We start from the raw sequence: 19,596 nt of genomic DNA, 5'->3' as shown, positions 1-19,596 counted from the left end.
GACGGGCCGGGTCAGGGGTGGCGGACGGGCACGAGGACGCCGGGGTTGAGCACCCCCGCCGGGTCGAGTTCCGCCTTGACGGCCTGGAGGGCGCGGATCCCGAGGGGCCCGGCCTCCCGTACGTACCAGTCGCGGTGGTCGGTTCCCACGCCGTGGTGGTGGCTGATGGTGCCGCCGGCGGCCAGGATCGCCTCGTTGGCGGCGTGCTTGGCCGGTGCCCAGTGGGCGACCGGGTCCTCGCCCTGGGCGGAGACGACCGTGAAGTACAGGGAGGCGCCGTTCTCGTACACGTGCGAGACGTGGCACATGACCAGCGGTGGTGTCCCGGCGTCGGTGAGGGCGGTGGTGAGGGCCTGCCGGACGTTCCGGTACAGCTCCGGGAGCGCGGACCAGAAGGCGGCGGTCTCCAGGGTCTCGGCGAAGGCGCCCGCGTCGAGGAGCGCGTCGCGCAGGTAGGGGGCGTCGTAGCGGCCGTGGGCCCAGCGGTCGCCCGGTTCGGTGCCGGCGCACTCGCCGCCTTCGGCGGTGAGCACCCGGTGGACGCCCGCGCGGCACCGCTCGGTGTCGGCGTCCGTGCCCTCGTAGCCGACGATCGCCATGCAGCCGGCGGACTCGGTGCCGCCGTCGCCTATGCGGTCGGGGTGGGCGAGCCCGATGAAGGTCTCGGTCTCGTCGGACAGGCGCAGGACGGTCGGGCGCGGGCCGTCCTGGGCGAGCCGGCGCAGCGCGGCGGTGCCCGCCTCGAAGGAGGCGAAGCGCCAGCCCTCGTAGAACCGCTTCCGCGGCAGGGGGCGGATCCGGACGGTCACCGAGGTGATCACCCCGAGCGCGCCCTCGGAGCCGAGCACCAGCTGGCGCAGATCGGGGCCGGCGGCGGAGCGGGGGGCGCGGCCGGACTCCCAGGTGCCCTCGGGGGTGGCGACGGTGAGGCCGAGCACCATCTCGTCGAACCGGCCGTAGCCGGCGGAGGCCTGGCCGCTGGAGCGGGCGGCGGCGAAGCCGCCGATGGTGGCCCATTCGTACGACTGGGGGAAGTGGCCGAGCGTGAAGCCGCGTTCGTTGAGCAGGGCCTCGGCGCGGGGCGCCCGCAGTCCGGGCTGGAGGGTCGCGGTGCGGGAGACCTCGTCCAGGTCGAGCAGGGCGTCCATGAGGCGCAGGTCGAGGGCGACGAAGGTGGTGCGTTCGGGGGCGAGGCCGCCGACCACGGAGGTGCCTCCGCCGAACGGCACGGCGGCCACCTGGTGTTCGGCGCACACGCGCAGGACGGCGAGGACCTCGTCGTGCGTGGCGGGCAGCAGGACGGCGGCGGGGATGTCGTCGACCTCTCCGGCGCGGATGCGCAGCAGGTCGGGGGTCGACTTGCCGCGGGTGTGGCGGATGCGGGTCTCGGCGTCGGTGCGCAGGCGGTCGGGTTCGCCGAGGCACGCGGCGAGGGCCTGGCGGGCCTCGCCGGTGAGCGGCGAGCCGGGTACGGCGATCTCCTCCAGCGCGGCGGGGCCGTGCTCGCGCGGGGTGACGCCGAGCAGGTCTCGCAGCAGGCCGGTCACGGTGTCGGGCAGGGGTGCCGCCTTGGCCGGGTCGCCCCAGCCGCTCCACAACATGTCCACGGGGTCGGGTTCCTCACCGTCGGTTCGGTTCGTGGCGTGCTCGCTGGCCCGCACTGGCGGTACACTGTGACAGATGACGCCCATTCGTCACAACCATTCGGACGGGGAAGCCGTCCTCGACGCGGCCCGCGACTGCGTCCTCGCCGTCGGAGTACGCCGTACGACGCTGACCGACGTGGCCCGCCGCGCCGGGGTCTCCCGCATGACGCTCTACCGCCGGTGGCCGGACGTCCGGACGCTGGTTGGGGACGTGATGACCCGCGAGTGGGTCGGCCTGGCCGTCGCGGCCATGCCCGAGCGCGTGCCCGGCGCACCGGCCCGCGACAGGCTCGTCGACGGGCTGGTCGCCGGGATCGAGGCGTTCCGCGCGCACCCGCTCTTCCACAAGATCCTGGACGTGGACCCCGAACTCCTGCTGCCCTACGTGCTCGACCGGCGCGGCGCCAGCCAGGACGCGCTGCTCGGCCTCATCACCGGCGCGCTGAAGGAGGGGCACGAGGACGGTTCCGTCCGGGCCGCGCACCCGGACCTCCAGGCCCGGTCCGTGCTGCTGATCGTCCAGTCCTTCACGCTCTCGCTGCGCACCATGACCGACGACTCGGACCCCGAGCTCGACGAAGCGGCCTTCCTCGCCGAGTTGCGGACCCTGCTGGAAAGGACCCTCGTCCCATGAGCGACCCGAGCACCACGCACCCCGCCCACCCGTCGCGCGACGCGTCCCTCGACGCGGCGCGCCGCCGCCGCGAGCTGGAGCAACTGGCCGGCGGGACCGAGGTGGACGTCCTGGTCGTCGGCCTCGGGGCCACCGGCGCGGGCGTCGCCCTCGACGCCGCCTCCCGGGGCCTGACGGTCGCGGCGATCGACGCCCACGACCTGGCCTTCGGCACCTCCCGGTGGAGCTCCAAGCTCATCCACGGCGGGCTGCGCTACCTCGCCTCCGGACAGCTGGACGTCGCCCACGAGAGCGCCGTGGAGCGGGGCGTGCTGATGGAACGCACCGCGCCGCACCTGGTCGCCGCCCAGCCGTTCGTCCTCCCGCTCACCCCGCTGGTCTCCCGCTCGCAGGCGGCCCTCGCCCGGGCCGGACTGCGCGCCGGCGACCTGCTGCGCGCCTCGGCGCGCACCTCGCGCGCCACCCTGCCGGCACCCCGCGCCCTGTCGCCCGTCGAGACCCGGCACATGGCGCCGGTGCTCCGGTCCGCCGGCCTGCGCGGGGGGCTGCTCTCCTGGGACGGCCGGCTGAGCGACGACGCCCGGCTGGTGACGGCCCTGGCCCGCACCGCCGCCGCGCACGGCGCCCGGATCCTGACCCGCACGCGCGCGCTGGCGCTGGACGGCGGCGGCGCACGGGTGCGGGACGAACTCACCGGCGAGGAGACCCGGATCCGGGCCCGCGCCGTCGTCAACGCCACCGGCGTCTGGGCCGGCGGCCTGATCGACGACATACGGCTGCGGCCCTCCCGGGGCACCCACCTGGTGCTCCGCTCCGAGGACCTCGGCTCGCTCACCGCGGGCCTGCACATCCCCATCCCCGGCGAGTCGAACCGCTTCGTCCTGGTGCTGCCGCAGGGCGACGGCCGGGTGTACGTGGGGCTGACGGACGAGCCGGTCGACGGCGACGTCCCGGACGTGCCCGAGGTCCCGGAGACGGACATCGGCTTCCTGCTCGACGTGCTCGGCTCGGCCCTCGACGTCTCCCTGGGCCGGGCCGACGTGATCGGGGCCTTCGCCGGGCTGCGCCCGCTCCTCGACGCCTCGGGCCCGTCGGGTTCGTCCCGTACGGCCGACATCTCCCGCAGGCACGCCGTGCTGACGAACCGGGAAGGTGTCGTGACCGTGGTGGGCGGCAAGCTGACCACGTACCGGCGCATGGCGCAGGACGCGCTGGACGCGGCCGTCGCGGCGCGCGGCCTCGTGGCGGGGCCGTGCCGCACGGCCGCCCTGCCGCTGGTCGGGGCCGCCTCCCCCGGCAGGCTCGCCGCGCTGGACGTCCCCCGCCGGCTCGTCCGCCGCTACGGCACCGAGGCGCCCGCCGTGCACGCCCTGGGCCTGCGGGATCCGGAGATGGCGCGCCCCGTGGTGCCGGGCCACCCGGTCACGGTGGCGGAACTCGTCTGGGCGGTACGCCACGAGGGCGCCCTCGACGAGGGCGACCTGCTCGACCGGCGCACCCGGATCGGTGTGGTGCCGCACGACCGGGCGGCGGCGCTGGGCGCGGCCCGTGAGGCGCTGCGCCAGGAGGAGGGCGGCCGGCTGGCTCCGCACGCCCGGTAGGACGGCGGGCGCCGGTCGCGGCGCCGGTCTGTTGCCGTGCGGGTCAGTGCTGTGCGCCCGTCAGTTGCTGCGCCGGGCGAGGCTGTAGAAGAGGATCAGCACGGCCACGGCCATCACCGTCACGTGCAGCCAGGCGGGTGCGGCCGAAGCGTCCTGGGAAGCGGTCACGAGGTGATTCATCAGTGCCTCCGATTCATGTCGTCGTTCGTGTCGTGGTGTTGTCGTGTCACGCTCCGCGCGTACCCCGCGCGGCGGGGCTGACGCGTCGGCAGGGACCGCTTCACACCGCCGGGGCACCGTTCCGAGACGATTGTCGGTGCGACCGCCTAGGCTTCACGACGAATGGCTCGTACGGGCCGCTTCGGGGGAGGGCGGGGCATGTGGTTCGAGCAGGTCTTCACGTACACGTGGCCGCACACGACCGGGTGGCCGCACCGGCCGGCGGAGCAGGGGTCGTCGGTGCTGTCGGTCGCGTACGAGCCGCCGGAGGGGGACGGGCCCCGGCGCTGGCTGCTCCTCGCCGGGCTGCCCGTCTTCAGTGAACTGCTGGCCTTCGACGACGCGGCGCACGCGCGGGAGTTCGCCCGCGCGGTGCTGGATCTGCCGGCGGCACCCGTCCGCTACGAGCGCGAGCTCCACCTGAGCGAGAGCAGTACGCGCACGATGACCTCGGGGCCGGCCGAGGAGGAGCGCTTCGCGACACTGAGCGTCGGGCGCGATCCCGACGACGGGATGCGCGCCTACTTCGCCTACCAGTCGTACGTCGACTTCCCCGGAACCCCGCACATGACGGCCCTCGGCCTGGAGGTCATCTGCGACGACGTCGACGTGGAGCGGGCGCACACCGAGGCCCGGACCCTGCTGGCGGCGCTGGACGAGGACGGCTGATCTGCCCGGCCGGCCCCGTCACCCGCGGGCGCTCTCGGCCCGCGCCAGGGCGAACACGCCGACCACCACGAGGCCGACACCGAGCGCCTCCGGCACCAGCCACCAGTGGCCGCGCAGGTGCTCCTCGTACAGCAGCACGCCCAGCGCCAGGCTGACGGTCGCGTCGCCGAGGGTGAGGGCCGGCTGCGACGCCACCAGCGGCCCGCCCTGGAGGGCGTGCTCCAGCAGCAGCAGCGCGCAGATCCCGCACGCGGCGAAGGCGTAGGTGTGCCAGGTGGTGAAGAAGGCGGTGACGCCCTCGTCGTCGAGGATGTGCATGGACGTCTTCATCAGGGAGGCCGTCAGCGCGTAGCACACCGCGGTGGCCGCGCCGAGGCATCCGGCGCGGGCCATGCCCGGGGGCCTGCGCAGCGCGGTGGCCGTCAGCAGGAGGACGACAGCGGCGCACACCGCCAGGGTGATCACCCACCGGTCCAGGGGCACGTGGGTGCGGTTGCCCTCGGGCGAGGCGGCGAGCATGGCGACGACGAGCCCGGTGACCACGGCGCCCACGGCCGCCCACTGGCGCGGCGGCAGCCGCTGACGGTCCGCCAGGGACCCGAACAGCAGGGCGAGCGGCAGCTCCAGGATGAACAGCGGCTGTACGAGGGCGAGGGGACCGGTCGCCAGGGCGGCGGCCTGGCCCACGCCGGCGACGATCACGGCCAGGATGCCGGCCAGCCAGAGGGGCTTGCGGAGCAGGTCGATCAGCATGCCCGGGCGGAAGCCCTGCGTCTGGGGGACGGTCAGCGTGGCACGGCGCTGCAGGACGGTGGCGACCGCGTTGGCGGTCGCCGCGCACAGCGCGAAGAGGGTGGGGAGGAGGACGCCCATCCGCCGATCCTCGCCGTGCGGACGGCGCGGACGGCGACGACACGGCCGTGTCCCGCCGGTCGGGTGCCGTCGTTACGGCGGGTGGGCCCGCCCCCGCCGTAACGCGGCGGCGGGGCTCCTGCTGGTTGCGGCCCGCCCCGGGGGTCCGGGCGGCGCGGCTCCGGCAGGGCGGCGCCGACCGAGGCCGGTCACGGGCCATGGGCCCACGGCCGGATCCCGCCCCCGCGGGGCGGCCGGTGGTCAGGCGTCCTTGAGCTCGTCGACCACGTGGCGGACCACGTCCACCGAGGAGTGCAGTGCCTCACGGGAGGCGGCGCGGGCCACGCGCATGCGCTTGGACCCGTAGTGGACCAGGACGGAGGCGCCCGACGCGTAGACGACGGTGAGCGCGCCCGTGACCTTCTCGGGCGACCAGACCCGTTCCAGGCCGCGTACCAGCGTCGAGTGGGCCGACAGCAGGGCCAGCAGCCCGCACGCCCCGCCGGCCGCCAGTGCCGCGACGCCGTGGCGCGCCTCCGACAGGCCGAGTGCCGCCTCGTCCCGCGCGGTGTCGATGTCCTCGCGGACCGTGGTGTCCTCCCGGACCATGGTGTGAACGTCCTCGACCGACTGCCTCATGACGCGCTGGTACCCGGTGCGGGCCCGGGCACACCGCCGTTCGCGCCCGCCGCGGCGGCGCCCGACTGGACCGGGCCCGCGCCGGGGCCGCACTCGGGACGTACGCGCGGCCGCACGGGTGGCGCCCCGTGCGGCCGGGCCGTTCAGCCCTGCGGCTGGCCGATGTTCACCATCCACGCGATGCCGAACCGGTCCACGCACATGCCGAATTCGTCGCCCCACATCTGCGTCTCCAGGGGGACCGACACGGCGCCGCTGTCGGAGAGCTTCTCCCAGTAGCCGCGCAGCGTCTGCGCGTCCGCGCTGTCGCCGCTGAGGCTGACGGCCATGTTGTTGCCGGGCCGGTGTTCGGAGCCGGGCGGCTGGTCGGCGCCCATCAGGGTGAAGCCGCGGTCCGTCTCCAGCATGCCGTGCATGATCTTCTCGGCCTGACCCTGGTCGTCGGTGCCGAAGTCGCCGTAGGTGTTGAGGGTGAGGTCGCCGCCGAAGACCTGATGGTAGAACTCCATGGCCTGGCGGGCGTCACCGTCGAAGCTGATGTACGGATTGAGGCGAGATGCCACGATTTACCCCTTTCTGTGCGTCCCCATCCTCGCGGATGAGCGGCACACCGCAACGGCACACCGCAACGGACGCGTGACGAACGGGGCGCGGCCTAGCGGCGCAGCCATCCGCGCAGGAGGCGGCTCACGGCCGGCATCGCCGCGTACGTCATCAGGACGTTGAACACGCAGGCGATCACCGCGCTGGCCACGACCGGGTGCAGGCCCGCCAGGTGCGGGACCAGGAAGTAGCTGCCGAGCAGGGAGATCGGGTAGATCGCCAGGGTGGCGCTGATCGCCATCTTCCAGCGCGGGGGCGCAGGGGTCACCGCTCCGGGCTTGGCGAACCAGGTCTCCATGCCCGTCAGCTCCCGCCGCGCCACCTCGGTGTGATGGTGGCCCTCGCAGCTGGCGAACCAGGCCGCCCGTTCCGGGGACTCCTGCCACGCGCGGCACGCCGCCGCGTCCTGGAAGCGGTGGACGAGGAACCAGGGCGCACCCTCGGCGGAGGGCCGGAACAGTCCGTACCCAAGGTGCCCGGGGAAGAGTGCCGCGCTCGCGAGGATGCCGCGCGCCCACCGCTCGAAGGCCGCCTCGTGCCCCGGCTCGACCCGCCGGGCGATCAGCAGGGTCACCTCGCCGGTGTCGGCGGGAACGGTCGTGTGCTCAAGGCTCACCGCAGTCACGTGCTCTCCTGATGCTCGTGCCGCGCCCGGAACGGCACTCTACGGTGCCCCTCGGCCGGACGTCAGCCCGCTCCCCCGGTCACCGGGCAGCAGCCGACCCGTGCCGCGCCGCCGACCGACGACACCGGCCGGGAACACCGGCCCACAGCACCGGACGGCAACACCGGCCGGCCCGACGGCGCCGGCACCCCCGCCACCGCCGCTCGCACCCCAACCGCCCTACAGAACAGTGGCGTAGGGCGGACAACGGGGCGAGCCAGGGCGAACCGGGCACCCCTCCGCCCGTGGCGCGGACCCTCGGGCCGCAGTGGCGGGGGCAGCAAGGGTTTCCCCTCCTTCTCACCGGTTCGGACGTCTGACATCTTGCGTTCACCCCCTACTCATTCGGCCCGGCCGCCCGACCAGCGCGCCGGGACTCGGAGGACGCTTTGATACGTCACATATCCAGACGGCACCCGGCGAAGTCGATCGTCGTCGCCGCGGCCGTGCTCGGCTCGACGCTCGCGCTCGGCTCTACGGCCACCGCGGCCGGCCCGACGCCGCGGGCCGGTGCCACCCCGGCCGCGCCCGCCGCCGCCCCGGCCTCCGCCACCGCCACCGCTTCCGCGTGGGCGGCCGGCACCCGGGCGCACCTCGTGATCACCGCTCCCGGTGACACCTCCGCCGTACGCACGGCAGTGACGAACAACGGCGGCTCGGTGTTCGCGTCCTACGACGCCATCGGCGTGATCGTCGCCCACTCCACCTCGTCCGGCTTCGCCGCCGCCATGCGCGGTGTCGCCGGGGTCCAGCAGGTGGGCGCCACCCGCACCTCGGACGTCCCGGCCGACGCGTACGCCCCCGCCCTCCCGGCGAACCCGGCGCAGACGCCGACCACGCTGACGGAGAGCCTGACACGCTGGGACATGACCCAGATCAAGGCCGACCAGGCGTGGGCCGTCACCACCGGCTCCTCGACGGTCAAGGTGGGCGTGCTCGACACTGGTGTCGACGACCGCCACCAGGACATCGCGCCCAACTTCAACGCGGCGGACTCCGTCTCCTGCGCGTACGGCAAGGCGGACACCCGCGCCGGGGCGTGGCGCGACGTCGGCACGCACGGCACGCATGTCGCCGGCACCATCGCCGCCGCCAAGAACGGCAAGGGTGTCGTCGGGGTGGCGCCCGGGGTGAAGATCTCCTCGGTCCGCATCGCCGAACCCGGCACCAGCCTGTTCTTCGCGGAGAACACCATCTGCGGCTTCATGTGGGCCGGTGACCACGGCTTCAAGGTCACCAACAACAGCTACTACACCGACCCGTGGCAGTTCAACTGCCCGGACAACGCCGACCAGGCCGCCATCATCGAGGGCGTCCGGCGGGCCCAGGAGTACGCGGAGCGGCGCGGTTCGCTCCAGATCGCCGCCGCCGGCAACTCCAACCTCGACCTGGCGAACAAGACGGTCGACACGGAGAGCCCCAACGACTCCACCCCGGTCAGGCGGACCATCACCAACGCCTGCCTGGACATCCCGACCGAGCTGCCCGGTGTGGTGACCGTCGCCGCGATGGGCAAGGGCAACGTCAAGGCGTCGTACTCCAACTTCGGCAACGGTGTGATCGACATCGCCGCGCCGGGCGGCGACGGTGCCTCCGGGGTCTACTCCACCCTGCCGGGCGGCAAGTACGGCAACATGAACGGCACGTCCATGGCGTCGCCGCACGTCGCCGGTGTCGCCGCGCTGATGGCGAGCGCCGACCCGGCCGCGACGCCGGCCGACATCCGGTCCCGGCTCGGCGTGCAGGCCACGGACGTCGCCTGCCCCTCGGACAGCCGGTGCACGGGCACCAACACGAAGAACGGCTTCTTCGGCGAGGGCCAGACCGACGCCCTCAAGGCGGTCTCCGGTACGACGCCGCCCCCCGGCGGGTACTTCGAGACCACGACCGACGTGACGATCGCGGACAACGCGACCGTCGACAGCCCCCTCGCCGTCACGGGCGTGACCGGCAACGCGCCGGCCACCCTCAAGGTGGGCGTGAACATCGCGCACACCTACCGCGGTGACCTGATCGTCTCCCTCGTCGCCCCCGACGGCACGGTGTACCCGCTGGAGGACTTCGCCGACAACGACGGTACGGACAACGTCAGCAAGACCTACACGGTGAACGCCTCCGCCGAGGTCGCCAACGGCACCTGGAAGCTGCGGGTCCGTGACATCGCCACGCAGGACACCGGGAAGATCGACGCCTGGAACCTGACCTTCTGAGCACCGCGCTCCCACGGTCGAGCCGCCACGCGTCCCTCATCAGGGGTGGGACGCGCGGCGGCCATCCGTTTTTTCCGTGCCGGCGGTCAGACTCGGCGCCACACCGCCATCGCGAACGAGAACAGCCCGTACAGCGCGAGGCCCAGGGCCACCGCGACGAGGAGCCAGGGGCCCGCCGGGGTGTCGGCGAAGGAACGGATGGTGTCGTCGAGGCCCTTGGCCTCGCTCGGCCGATAGGTGACCGCCGCACGCACCACGAACCCGCCCGCCACCACGAACACCAGGCCGCGGGCCACTCCCCCGCCCACGCCCGTGACATCCACGGCGGTACGTGTCCTGGACGACATCTCGCCCAGCCGCAGATGCTTGCGGTAGGAGCGGCGGACCGCCTGCACGGCTCCGACGACACCCGCGACCGCGATGGCCGCACCGGCCGCGCCGACGAGCCACTGCCCGGCGGGCAGGTCCAGCGCCTTCGCCGTCATGTCGTGCGACTGCCGGTCACTCTCGCCGCCGCCACCGCTGTGGTCACCGCCGGCGAAGACGAACACCGACCAGGCCACGACGGCGTAGAAGACGGTCCGGCCGGCCGAAAGAAGACGTTTCGTCGTCTTGTGTCCCCACAGGGCCTCGGTGAGCTGCCAGAGCGCCATCCCCACCAGGCCGATGCCCAGCAGCCACAGCAGCACCGAGCCCATCGGCTGCGCGGCGACCTCGGTGAGGGCTCCGCCCTTGTCCGCCTGTTCGCCGTTGTCGCCGAAGGCGATCCGCAGTGCGAGGACCCCCACCAGCAGGTAGATCACTCCTCGCGCGGCGAAGCCCCACCGCCCCGCGACCTCGACGACCTTTCTGCCGTTCTTCCCGTTCGCTTTGCCGCGTACGCTCACCTCGGCACCTCCCCTCCCCCCGTTGCCCCCGGAAGGGGCCGGGAAACAATGGGGCGGCCGGGGGGTGGGGGCCGGGGGGCGGTGTGCCCGGCCCGCGGGGCGCGGGAGGACGTGTTCGCCGTTTCTCGTTCCTCTCCGTTTTTCTCCGTTCTTCTTCGTGGTTTTTGTTATCGCCGGCCCGGCGGCCGGTCTCCCAGGTGTCGGGCGGATCGCCGCCCGGGGAGGAAAGGAGCCGAGAGGTGAGCCAGACAGACGAGGTAGGGCTGGTCAGGGCGGCGCAGGCCGGGGACCAGCGGGCGCAGGACGAGCTGGTCTCGGCGTACCTGCCGCTGGTCTACAACATCGTCGGGCGGGCCCTGAACGGGCACGCGGACGTGGACGACGTCGTCCAGGAGACGATGATCCGGGCGCTCGGCGGTCTCGGTTCGCTGCGGGAACCGCAGCGGTTCCGGTCCTGGCTCGTGGCGATCACCATGAACCGGATACGCGACCACCGGTTCGACCCGGCGGTCGCCGGCGCGCCGGCCGACGGGGCCGACCTGGCCGATCCGGGGGCCGACTTCGTGGACCTCACGATCCTGCGGCTGAGCCTGTCGGGGCAGCGGCGCGAGGTCGCCGAGGCCACCCGCTGGCTGGACGACGCCGACCGCGACCTGCTGTCGCTGTGGTGGCTGGAGGCCGCCGGCGAGCTCAGCCGGACGGAGGTGGCCGACGCCCTGGAGCTGACGCCGCAGCACACCGCGGTGCGCGTGCAGCGCGTGAAGGCGCAGCTGGAGACCGCGCGGATCGTGGTCCGGGCCCTGGGGGCGGTCCCCCGCTGCGTACTGCTGGACGACGTGCTGGCCGGGTGGGACGGGCTGCCGTCGGCGCTGTGGCGCAAGCGGATAGCCCGGCACGCCCGCGACTGCACGGTCTGCTCCGGTCACGGCGCCGGGCTCGTCCCCGCCGAGGGACTGCTCGTCGGCCTGGGCCTGGTGCCGGTGGGGGCCGCGCTCCTGGGGGCGGGCGCGGGGCTGTCGTCCACGGGCGGCGACACGTTCGTCCTCTCCGGAGCGGCCGGCCCGGGCGGGTCCGCGGCGGGCGCCCGGCGGCGGGAGCGGCACGCCCGGCGGCGCAGGCAGCGCCGCGGGGCCGCCGCCGCGGCGGCGCTGCTGGTGGCCGGCGGCGGGGTCGCCGGGCTGCAGTTCCTGGGGCCGGACGAGGGCGGCCGGGAGGTCCGTACCCAGACCGCGGCCGGGCCCTCCCGCACGCCGGGCCTGCCCGCGGCCACGCCCGCCCGGCCGTCCGGGACCCCGTCGGCCTCCGCGTCGCCGTCCGCCTCCGCGAGCCCGTCGCCCTCGGCCTCGGCGTCGGCGACCAAGAAGGCGTCGCCCACGCCCACGCCCCGCCGCTCGACGCCGAAGCCGCCCCCGGCGCCTTCCCCGGAGCCCGAACGTTCCACGCCGCGCCCCGAGCGGCCCCAGGCGCCGTCCGGCCCGTTCGCCCAGCAGGTGACCACGCTGGTCAACGAGGAGCGGGCGCGGAACGGGTGCGGTCCGGTGAGCCAGAACGGCACGCTGGACACGGCGGCCGCACGCCACTCCGAGGACATGGCCGCCCGCGACTACTTCGACCACACCAGCCCCGACGGCAAGGACCCGGGCGACCGGATCACCGCGGCGGGGTATCAGTGGACGACGTACGGGGAGAACATAGCCCGCGGGCAGCAGAGCCCGGCGGCGGTCATGGACTCGTGGATGAACAGCCCGGGCCATCGCGCCAACATACTGAACTGCTCGTTCAAGGAGATCGGCCTCGGCGTCCACGAGGGGTCCGGCGGACCGTGGTGGACCCAGGTGTTCGGCGCGCGGGGCTGACCGGAGGGCGGACCCCCGCTCGTCCCTTCCCCGAATGAGGGGTGCTGAAGCAAGGGTTCAGCACCCGCCTCGCGGAGCCCTATCCTCGGACTCGGACCGTAGGGCGTCGTGGCCCTTCGGTGACGCAGGCGCCGGCTGACCGCGCGGTGCTCCGCCACGGGGAAGGGAGCGGACGTGAAGCCGGCGAGAGAAGCGGACGTGGGCCTGGACCGTGACGTGTTCATGCGCGGTCTCATCCGGGAACTGGCGACCTCCCTGGAGTCCGTGGTCGGGCTGGAGGAGGCGTCCGGCTACATCAGCCTGGTCGGCCAGTCGGTCGGCTCGCAGCTCAACGAGTCGTACACCGCCGCCCTCGGCCTGTCGCGCCTGAGCAGGGAGCAGGTCGCGGACGTCCTGGTCGACCTGAAGCAGCGCATCAAGGGGGACTTCTACCTCATCTCCCAGGACGACGAGCGGATCGTCCTGGGCAGCCGCAGCTGCCCGTTCGCCGAGAAGGTGCTGGGGCGGGACTCGATGTGCATGATGACGTCGAACGTGTTCGGCACCATCGCCGCCCAGAACCTCGGTTACGCCCGTGTGGAACTGGAGGAGACGATCGCCCGCGGCAGCTCCGGCTGCCGGGTCGTCGTGCATCTCACCCCCGACCTGGACGTGGACGACGAACCCGGCCGCGAGTACTTCGGCGACGAGCACGCGCCGGACGGCGCGGACGCCGCCCCGGCGTACCCGGCAGGTAAGTGAGATGGACCTGGCGGCATTCCGCGCCATGGCGAGACTCCTGCCCCACGCGGTCGTGGTGTGCACCGCCTCGGGCCGGCTGCTGGCCGTCAACCCGGCGACGCGCCGCACGGTGGACACCCTGGTGACCGGCGCCGACCTCCTCGACCTGGTGCTGGACGCGGACGAGGTGGCGCAGCGGCTGCGGCAGTGGCTGCGCAGCGGTTCACCGCTGCCCGGCGTGATGACCGTACGCGACGGGGAGGGCCGCCCGGTGCGCCTGCGGTGCCACGGCGCCCGGGCGACCTGGTGGCGGGGGCCCGAACCGGTGGTCCAGCTCCAGCTGGCCCGCCTCGACGTGAGCGACCGGTTCGTGGCGCTCAGCCAGCGGGTCAGCCTGATGAACCAGCAGATGGCCTACCGGCGGGCCATCGCAGAGCAGCGGGACCGGCTGCTGCGCGCCGAGACCCAGGCCCGGGCGCGGATGCAGCGCCTGTACCGGCTGACGGCCGCACTGGCCGCCAGCGCCGACCTCACCGACGTGTGCGAGGCGGTGCGCAAGAGCGCCCCGCAGGCCCTGGACGCGGCGGGCGTGACCCTGGAGCTGCACCCGCGCCGCATCGTCCCCTCGCTCGCCCCCACCGACACACTGCCCGTCACCACCGACGCCTGGACCGACCTCGACCGGCTGCCGGGTGCCGCCGCGGCCGAGCCGCTGCCGGAGACCGCGCGCCGGGTGCCGCTCGAGGCGGAGGGCGTGCTCCTGGGCAGTCTGGTGGTACGTTACGCGCCCGGCAGCGAACCGGACCTCGACCACACCACCGCCATCGCCCAGCAGATCGCCCAGGCCGTGCGCCGCGCCGGGCTGTTCGAGCACGAGCACGGCCTCGCCGTACGGCTCCAGCGCAGCCTGCTGCCGCGCCTGCCGGACGTCGCGGGCCTGGACATCGCCAGCGGCTACGCCCCCGGCACGCACATGGTGGACGTCGGCGGCGACTGGTACGACGTGCACCTGCTGGACGCGGACACCGTCGGCTTCACCATCGGCGACGTCGCCGGGCACGGCATCGCCCAGGCCACGGCCATGGCGCAGATCAACACCGTGCTCCGCAGCATCTCCCGCCGGCACAGCGACCACCTGCCGACGGTGATGGCGGAGCTCAACGACTTCCTGGGCACCTACCACGAAGGGCTGATGGCCACCGCCTGCTACGCCACCTACCACCGGAGCACCCGGACCCTGCGCTACACCCGGGCCGGGCACCCGCCGCCACTGCTGGTCCACAACGACGGCACCACGGAGTACCTCGAGGCCGCCCTCGCCCCGCCGCTCGGCCCGGTGCCGTTCACCCGCTACCCGCAGGTGGAGATCACCGTCCCGCCCGGCGCCACGCTCGTGTTCTACACCGACGGCCTCATCGAGCGCCGCGGCGAGTGCCTGGACGTCGGGCTGGACCGGCTGGCCGGTACGGCGGCCACGACGGCCGGCCTCGACGCCCGAGGCACGTGCGACCTGCTCCTGCACGAACAGCCCGACTCGGACATGCCCGACGACCGCGCCCTGCTGGTCGTCCGCTTCCCCCACCCGCCGGACCCCGGCAGCTGACCCCGTGGCGGCCCGCCCCGCCCGGCGCGCCTGCCGGCGGGGGTCCGCGCCGCGTGCCGGGGTGGGACGGCCGGTGCGGGGGTGGAGGGTGCGGTCGCGGTGGACTGTGGTGCTGGCCTTCAGGCTCACGGGTGGTTGTGGGCCCCGGGCATCGACTCCCAGGTGAGAACGGCGCGGCGGGGGGAAGAAGGAGCGGCAGCGAAGGGAGGTCGCTGTGGACGGTGAGGACCTGAGACTCGGGGACGTTCTGGCGGAGGCGGCGAGCGCCTCACCCGTGGAGTCCGTCGACGTGGTCGCCCGGCATCTGCAGAAGCGCTTCCACGCTGTGTGCGTCTCGTTCCTGTTCGCGGATCTGATCGGCGAGACGCTGGTGCGGCTGGCGATCGCCGACGGCGCGGAGGCGGAGGAGGAGGGCATCACCCGCATCGGTCTGCGGGGCAGTGTGTACGAGAAGGTCCTGCACTCCCAGCGCCTGCACGTGGAGCCGGACGGCGACGGCGGACGGAGGGTCGTCGCGCCCGTCACCAACAGGGGTGACTGCATCGGCGTCCTGGAGATGACGCTGCCCGACACCGACGACTCGGTGCTGCGGCAGGTCCCCGAGGCGGCACGGGCGCTGGCGTACATCATCGTCACCGACCGGCGGTTCACCGACCTGTACCACTGCGGGCGGCGTACGACGCCCACCAGTCTGGCCGCCGAGATCCAGCACAACCTGCTGCCGTCGGCGTCGAGTTGCGAGGCGGCGCAGTTCTCGGTGGCCGGCGGGCTGGTGCCGGCCGACGACATCGGCGGGGACACCTACGACTACGCGCTGGACCGCGACACACTGCACCTGTCCATCACCGACGCCATGGGCCACGACACCGAGTCCGCCCTGCTCGCCACCCTCCTGCTGGGGGCGCTGCGCGGGGCACGGCGGGCCGGCTGCGACATCGTGGAGCAGGCCGACCGGGCGCACCGGGCGCTGCTGGCCCACGACTCCGGCATCGCCACCGGCCAGTTGCTCCGCATCGGGCTCGACAGCGGCCGGGTGCGGCTGGTCAACGCCGGTCATCCGCGCCCGTTCCTCCTGCGGGACGGCGCGGTGGAGGAGGTGCGCCTGTCGGTCAACCTCCCTTTCGGTGTGCCTTCTCCGCGGCCGTACCGGACGCAGTGGCTGGACCTGCGCCCCGGTGACCGGCTGGTACTGCTGACGGACGGCATGCAGGACCGGGCGGCGGCCGGGGTGGATCTGCCCGGCCTGATCCGCGACACCGGCCGCCTGCACGCGCGCGAGACGGTCACCGCTCTGGTGGGGGCGGTGCGGACGGCCTGCCGGGACCGGCTGCCGGACGATGCCACCGTGCTGTGCCTGGACTGGCACGGCGCCGACGCGACGGGTCAGCGGTACACGCCCCGGCCGGAGTAGGCGGGCGGCCGGGCGCATCGTGGCGGAATACGCCATTCCTGCCCGACGGTGGGCAACCGCTTGCGGGCGTACGGTGATCGCCGTCCGCGCGACGGCGGTGCGTGCCCCGTCCGGGGCGTATGCCGTGCGGCCGCCCGCGGCGACCGGCCGCGGGGAGGCCCCGGGACACGGGTGCCGTTCGAGCCGGGGCCGGCGCCCGCGGCGCGGGAGGGGGCAGACGGCCGTGCCGGGCGTGACCTAGCCTCCCGCGCCATGCGTCTCACACACCTCAGGAACGTGACCCTGACCGCCCTGCTCGCCCTCGCCGTCGTCCTGGGCACGAGCGGTTCCGCCACCGCCGCCGAGCCGGCCGCGGCGGACCTGACCTTCACGGCCGGCCAGCAGACCGTCACCCCGGGCTCCTCGGTCGACCTCACCATGACGTTCACCAACAACCAGGAGACGGACATCTGGTTCGTCTACCAGTCGGTGCAGCCGACCTGGACGACGACCCAGCGCAAGGACCTGAAGTACGCGTTCACCGCCTGCACCTCGGAGGGCGTGACGTGCTCGGGGACCGGCACCACGAGCCTCGGCGTCGGCTACGCCGTCCCGCTCGCTCCCGGCGCCACCCGCACGGTGACGCTCACGGTCCAGGTCGCCGCCGACTCCGGCTGCAACGGGAACATCGGCTTCTACTCGTACCTGTACTACGAGTACAACGGCGGGCAGGCCACCAAGGACGGGCTGTTCACCACTCCCGAGACGCGGGTCGCCTGCGCGCCCGCCGCGGCCGCCGCACGCTCCTGAGCCCTCGCACCCGTCACCGACGGCGGCCGGCCGCACCCCGGGTGCGGCCGGCCGTCTGCCGCCTGGCCGAAAACCGGCAGACCACAGGGCGTCCCGCCCCACGGCGTGCGGACCACCGCGACCGGCGCACGCGGTTCCCGCCGGGGGCGCCCACTCGCGGGCCCGCACCAGGGGCGCGCCCCGCCGACGGCACGCCGGGCGCCCCTTCGGCCCCAGCCGCACGGGCCACCGGAGGGCACCTCTCCGCTCGTCGCACACCTGCGCTTTTCCGTCATGTTCCACAGCGTGCGCACGAATCATCCACACAGGCCGCACTATGTGACGCGTCGGAGCGAAGCGGTGCCCCCTCGGCGAGGGGGCACCGTGACGCTGGGGGGGTCGGGGCGTGTCCGCCGGGGAGGCGGGCCGCCCTTCCGGGGAGGGACAGCACCGCATGAAGCGGACTTCACGCACGACCGCGCTCGCCATGGGCGCGCTGCTGTTAGGGCTCGGCTGCCCGGCCGCGCCGGCGACCGCGGCGGCCGGGCCGGCGGCGCCCCGCGTCGACCTGCGGGTGCTGGTCGTCACGGACGGCGGGCCGGCCACCACGGCGGTGGCCGCCGAACTGGACGGCGCCGGCACCCCGTACACGCTCGTGGACCTCACCCGCGCCGACCGGCCCGTGATCGACGCGGAGTTCCTCGCGGACACGGCCGGCGACCGGCCGCGGGCCAGGTTCCAGGCGGTCGTGCTGCCCGACGACGCGCCCTTCGCGGCCGGTTCGGGCGAGATGTCCGCGCTCGTGTCGTACGAGCGGACGTACGGCATCCCGCAGGTCGACGCGTACACCTACGCCCGTCCCGAGGCGGGGCTCGCACACCCGGTGCACGGCGGCTACGCGGGCCCGGTCGACGGGCTGCGCGCCGAGGTGACGGCGGCGGGGAAGGCCGGGCCGTTCGGGTACCTCGACGGCACCGTGCCCTTCGAGGACAACTCCCCCACCGTGAGCGAGAGTTACGCCTTCCTGTCCCGCCCGGTCGCCGGCGCCGACTTCACCCCGTACGTCGACGCGCCGCTCCCCGGCCGGCCGGGCCGCGGCGTGCTGGTCGGCGAGTACCGCCACGACGGGCGCCGGGAACTGGTGGTCACCTTCGCCTACAACCAGCACCAGCAGCAGTTCCGGCTGCTCGCCCGCGGCATCGTGGACTGGATGACCGACCGGACCAGGCTGGGCACCTCCCGCAACTACTTCGCCGTGCACGTGGACGACGTCTTCGCGGCCGACGACCGCTGGGACACCGCCCTGAACTGCACCCCGGGGGACGTGGACTGCACCCCCGGCACCGGTACCCCGAACCCGATCAGGATGACCGAGGCGGACGTCCGGTACGCCACCTCGTGGTCGCGCGAGCGGGGCTTCACCCTCGACATGGCGTTCAACGGCGGCGGCAGCGTGGAGTACCGCGAGGAGCACGGCGGCGCCGACCCCACCGCCGACCGGCTCGTCGCCGACCGTGACGCGTTCCGCTGGATCAACCACACCTACGACCACCCCTACCTCGGGTGCGAGCAGGACGTGAGCACCGTCCCGTGGAAGTGCGCGACACATCCGGACGGCACCACCCGGTACGTGGGGCGCGACGAGATCGACCGCCAGATCGCCGCCAACCGGTCCTGGGCCGAGCGGGCCGGGCTGCCGCTGCGCACCGGCGAACTGGTCACCGGGGAGCACTCCGGGCTCCGGCTGCTCCCCCAGCAGCCGCAGGACAACCCGCACCTGGCACCGTCGCTCACCGGGCAGGGCATCGCCTGGCTCGGGGCGGACAATTCCCGCGACCCCGGCCAGCGCCGGGTCGGTTCGGCCCTCACGGTCGCCCGCCACCCCGTCAACATCTTCTACAACGCGGGGCGGGTGGCGGAGCAGGTCGACGAGTACAACTGGATCTACACCTCCCGCGCGCAGGGCGGCAGCGGCCTGTGCGAGGAACTGGCCACCACCACCTGCCTCGACGCGCCCCTCGACCCCGCCACCGGATACACCGGGCACATCGTTCCGCTGGAGACCCGGGTGGCCCTCGGGCACGTCCTGGCGGGCGACCCGCGCCCGCACTTCATCCACCAGTCCAACCTGGCGGAGGAGCGGATCGGCTATCCGGTGCTCGACGGGGTGCTCACGCGGTACGCCGAGCTGTTCGCCGCCGACACCCCGCTGGTGAACCTCCCGATGGGCGCCATCGGGGCCGAGCTGCGCGACCGGACGGCGTGGCGGGACGCCCTGCGGGCCGGCGCGGTGACCGCGTACCGGATCGGCGCCACCGTGACCGTCGAGGCACCCGTGGGCGTGCCCGTGGCCGCCACCGTGCCGGCCGGCACGCGCGACGGCGACGCCCCCTTCGGGGAGCCGTACGCCGGGACCGCCTCCGGGCGGGCCGGCACCGGCCCGGACGGGACGCTGTCCCTGACGCTGCCCGGCTCCCCCGCGCCCGTGACCACCGCGCCCGTGACCACCGCGCCCGCGGCACCGGTCGCGCCGGCCGCCCCGGTGCCCGCGGGCGTCGCACGCTCGGTGCCGTACGGCACCGAGCGCTGACACCTCCCCTTCCCCCACCCGGTC

General features: G+C 74.2%; 16 protein-coding genes. 10 read left to right on the top strand and 6 right to left on the bottom strand.

Going from position 1 to position 19,596, the window contains the following annotated elements; translation table 11 throughout:
• Window positions 1–11: 11 nt before the first annotated feature.
• Window positions 12–1,607: an FAD-binding oxidoreductase gene (locus A4V12_RS04825; protein WP_064068005.1), complete on the bottom strand. Its 1,596-nt coding sequence runs from the start codon at window positions 1,605–1,607 to the stop codon at window positions 12–14.
• Window positions 1,608–1,680: 73 nt separating this feature from the next.
• Here A4V12_RS04825 and A4V12_RS04820 point away from each other — a divergent pair, with 73 nt between their 5' ends.
• From A4V12_RS04820 to A4V12_RS04810, 3 genes are all read left to right on the top strand, one after another.
• Window positions 1,681–2,280, top strand: coding sequence for a TetR/AcrR family transcriptional regulator (locus A4V12_RS04820; protein WP_064067942.1), 600 nt, complete (start codon window positions 1,681–1,683; stop codon window positions 2,278–2,280).
• Window positions 2,277–3,881 carry a glycerol-3-phosphate dehydrogenase/oxidase gene (locus tag A4V12_RS04815; RefSeq protein WP_064067941.1) on the top strand — a complete coding sequence of 535 codons (1,605 nt, stop codon included), beginning with the start codon at window positions 2,277–2,279 and terminating at the stop codon, window positions 3,879–3,881. The genes A4V12_RS04820 and A4V12_RS04815 overlap by 4 nt, the downstream gene beginning before the upstream one ends.
• A gap of 378 nt (window positions 3,882–4,259) precedes the next feature.
• Window positions 4,260–4,769 (top strand): hypothetical protein, encoded by a 510-nt coding sequence (locus A4V12_RS04810; protein WP_064067940.1) that lies wholly within the window; start codon window positions 4,260–4,262, stop codon window positions 4,767–4,769.
• An 18-nt stretch (window positions 4,770–4,787) separates the two neighbouring features.
• On the opposite strand, the gene A4V12_RS04805 is transcribed toward A4V12_RS04810, so the two are convergent.
• The 4 genes from A4V12_RS04805 to A4V12_RS04790 all read right to left on the bottom strand — a co-directional run bounded on the left by A4V12_RS04805 (window position 4,788) and on the right by A4V12_RS04790 (window position 7,488).
• The gene (locus A4V12_RS04805; RefSeq protein ID WP_064067939.1) at window positions 4,788–5,642 is read right to left on the bottom strand and encodes a DMT family transporter; all 855 of its coding nucleotides are present in this window, start codon (window positions 5,640–5,642) and stop codon (window positions 4,788–4,790) included.
• Between the two features lie 240 nt (window positions 5,643–5,882).
• Window positions 5,883–6,260 carry a phage holin family protein gene (locus A4V12_RS04800; protein ID WP_064067938.1) on the bottom strand — a complete coding sequence of 126 codons (378 nt, stop codon included), beginning with the start codon at window positions 6,258–6,260 and terminating at the stop codon, window positions 5,883–5,885.
• Between the two features lie 143 nt (window positions 6,261–6,403).
• Window positions 6,404–6,823, bottom strand: a complete 420-nt coding sequence (locus A4V12_RS04795; RefSeq protein ID WP_064067937.1) for a VOC family protein — start codon at window positions 6,821–6,823, stop codon at window positions 6,404–6,406.
• 92 nt (window positions 6,824–6,915) lie between these two features.
• The gene (locus A4V12_RS04790; RefSeq protein ID WP_064067936.1) at window positions 6,916–7,488 is read right to left on the bottom strand and encodes an antibiotic biosynthesis monooxygenase; all 573 of its coding nucleotides are present in this window, start codon (window positions 7,486–7,488) and stop codon (window positions 6,916–6,918) included.
• 428 nt (window positions 7,489–7,916) lie between these two features.
• Between A4V12_RS04790 and A4V12_RS04785 the strand changes: the two genes are divergently transcribed.
• Window positions 7,917–9,737: a S8 family peptidase gene (locus tag A4V12_RS04785; RefSeq protein ID WP_199831218.1), complete on the top strand. Its 1,821-nt coding sequence runs from the start codon at window positions 7,917–7,919 to the stop codon at window positions 9,735–9,737.
• 86 nt (window positions 9,738–9,823) lie between these two features.
• Here A4V12_RS04785 and A4V12_RS04780 read toward each other — a convergent pair whose 3' ends face one another.
• Complete coding sequence (locus A4V12_RS04780) at window positions 9,824–10,624, bottom strand: DUF1206 domain-containing protein (protein WP_064067935.1); 801 nt, start codon at window positions 10,622–10,624, stop codon at window positions 9,824–9,826.
• 239 nt (window positions 10,625–10,863) lie between these two features.
• Between A4V12_RS04780 and A4V12_RS04775 the strand changes: the two genes are divergently transcribed.
• The 6 genes from A4V12_RS04775 to A4V12_RS04750 all read left to right on the top strand — a co-directional run bounded on the left by A4V12_RS04775 (window position 10,864) and on the right by A4V12_RS04750 (window position 19,572).
• Window positions 10,864–12,480 carry a sigma-70 family RNA polymerase sigma factor gene (locus tag A4V12_RS04775; RefSeq protein WP_064067934.1) on the top strand — a complete coding sequence of 539 codons (1,617 nt, stop codon included), beginning with the start codon at window positions 10,864–10,866 and terminating at the stop codon, window positions 12,478–12,480.
• A gap of 174 nt (window positions 12,481–12,654) precedes the next feature.
• Window positions 12,655–13,221: a methanogen output domain 1-containing protein gene (locus A4V12_RS04770; protein ID WP_064067933.1), complete on the top strand. Its 567-nt coding sequence runs from the start codon at window positions 12,655–12,657 to the stop codon at window positions 13,219–13,221.
• A 1-nt stretch (window position 13,222) separates the two neighbouring features.
• Complete coding sequence (locus A4V12_RS04765; RefSeq protein ID WP_064067932.1) at window positions 13,223–14,803, top strand: PP2C family protein-serine/threonine phosphatase; 1,581 nt, start codon at window positions 13,223–13,225, stop codon at window positions 14,801–14,803.
• Window positions 14,804–15,017: 214 nt separating this feature from the next.
• Entirely contained in the window at window positions 15,018–16,214 is a 1,197-nt protein-coding gene (locus tag A4V12_RS04760; protein WP_064067931.1) for a PP2C family protein-serine/threonine phosphatase, read from the top strand.
• 252 nt (window positions 16,215–16,466) lie between these two features.
• Window positions 16,467–17,003, top strand: coding sequence for a hypothetical protein (locus tag A4V12_RS04755; protein WP_064067930.1), 537 nt, complete (start codon window positions 16,467–16,469; stop codon window positions 17,001–17,003).
• 433 nt (window positions 17,004–17,436) lie between these two features.
• Entirely contained in the window at window positions 17,437–19,572 is a 2,136-nt protein-coding gene (locus tag A4V12_RS04750) for a hypothetical protein (RefSeq protein ID WP_064067929.1), read from the top strand.
• The last annotated feature ends 24 nt before the right edge of the window (window positions 19,573–19,596 follow it).

It is taken from the genome of Streptomyces noursei, assembly GCF_001646665.1.
Lineage (GTDB): Bacteria > Actinomycetota > Actinomycetes > Streptomycetales > Streptomycetaceae > Streptomyces > Streptomyces lavendulocolor.
This window is presented reverse-complemented; position numbering and strand designations above follow the sequence as displayed.

Coding starts and splice junctions, on each gene's coding strand:
- A4V12_RS04820 (WP_064067942.1), top strand. CDS start 1,681: ATGACGCCCATTCGTCACAACCATTCGGACGGGGAAGCCGTCCTCGAC.
- A4V12_RS04815 (WP_064067941.1), top strand. CDS start 2,277: ATGAGCGACCCGAGCACCACGCACCCCGCCCACCCGTCGCGCGACGCG.
- A4V12_RS04810 (WP_064067940.1), top strand. CDS start 4,260: ATGTGGTTCGAGCAGGTCTTCACGTACACGTGGCCGCACACGACCGGG.
- A4V12_RS04805 (WP_064067939.1), bottom strand. CDS start 5,642: ATGGGCGTCCTCCTCCCCACCCTCTTCGCGCTGTGCGCGGCGACCGCC.
- A4V12_RS04800 (WP_064067938.1), bottom strand. CDS start 6,260: ATGAGGCAGTCGGTCGAGGACGTTCACACCATGGTCCGGGAGGACACC.
- A4V12_RS04765 (WP_064067932.1), top strand. CDS start 13,223: ATGGACCTGGCGGCATTCCGCGCCATGGCGAGACTCCTGCCCCACGCG.
- A4V12_RS04755 (WP_064067930.1), top strand. CDS start 16,467: ATGCGTCTCACACACCTCAGGAACGTGACCCTGACCGCCCTGCTCGCC.
- A4V12_RS04750 (WP_064067929.1), top strand. CDS start 17,437: ATGAAGCGGACTTCACGCACGACCGCGCTCGCCATGGGCGCGCTGCTG.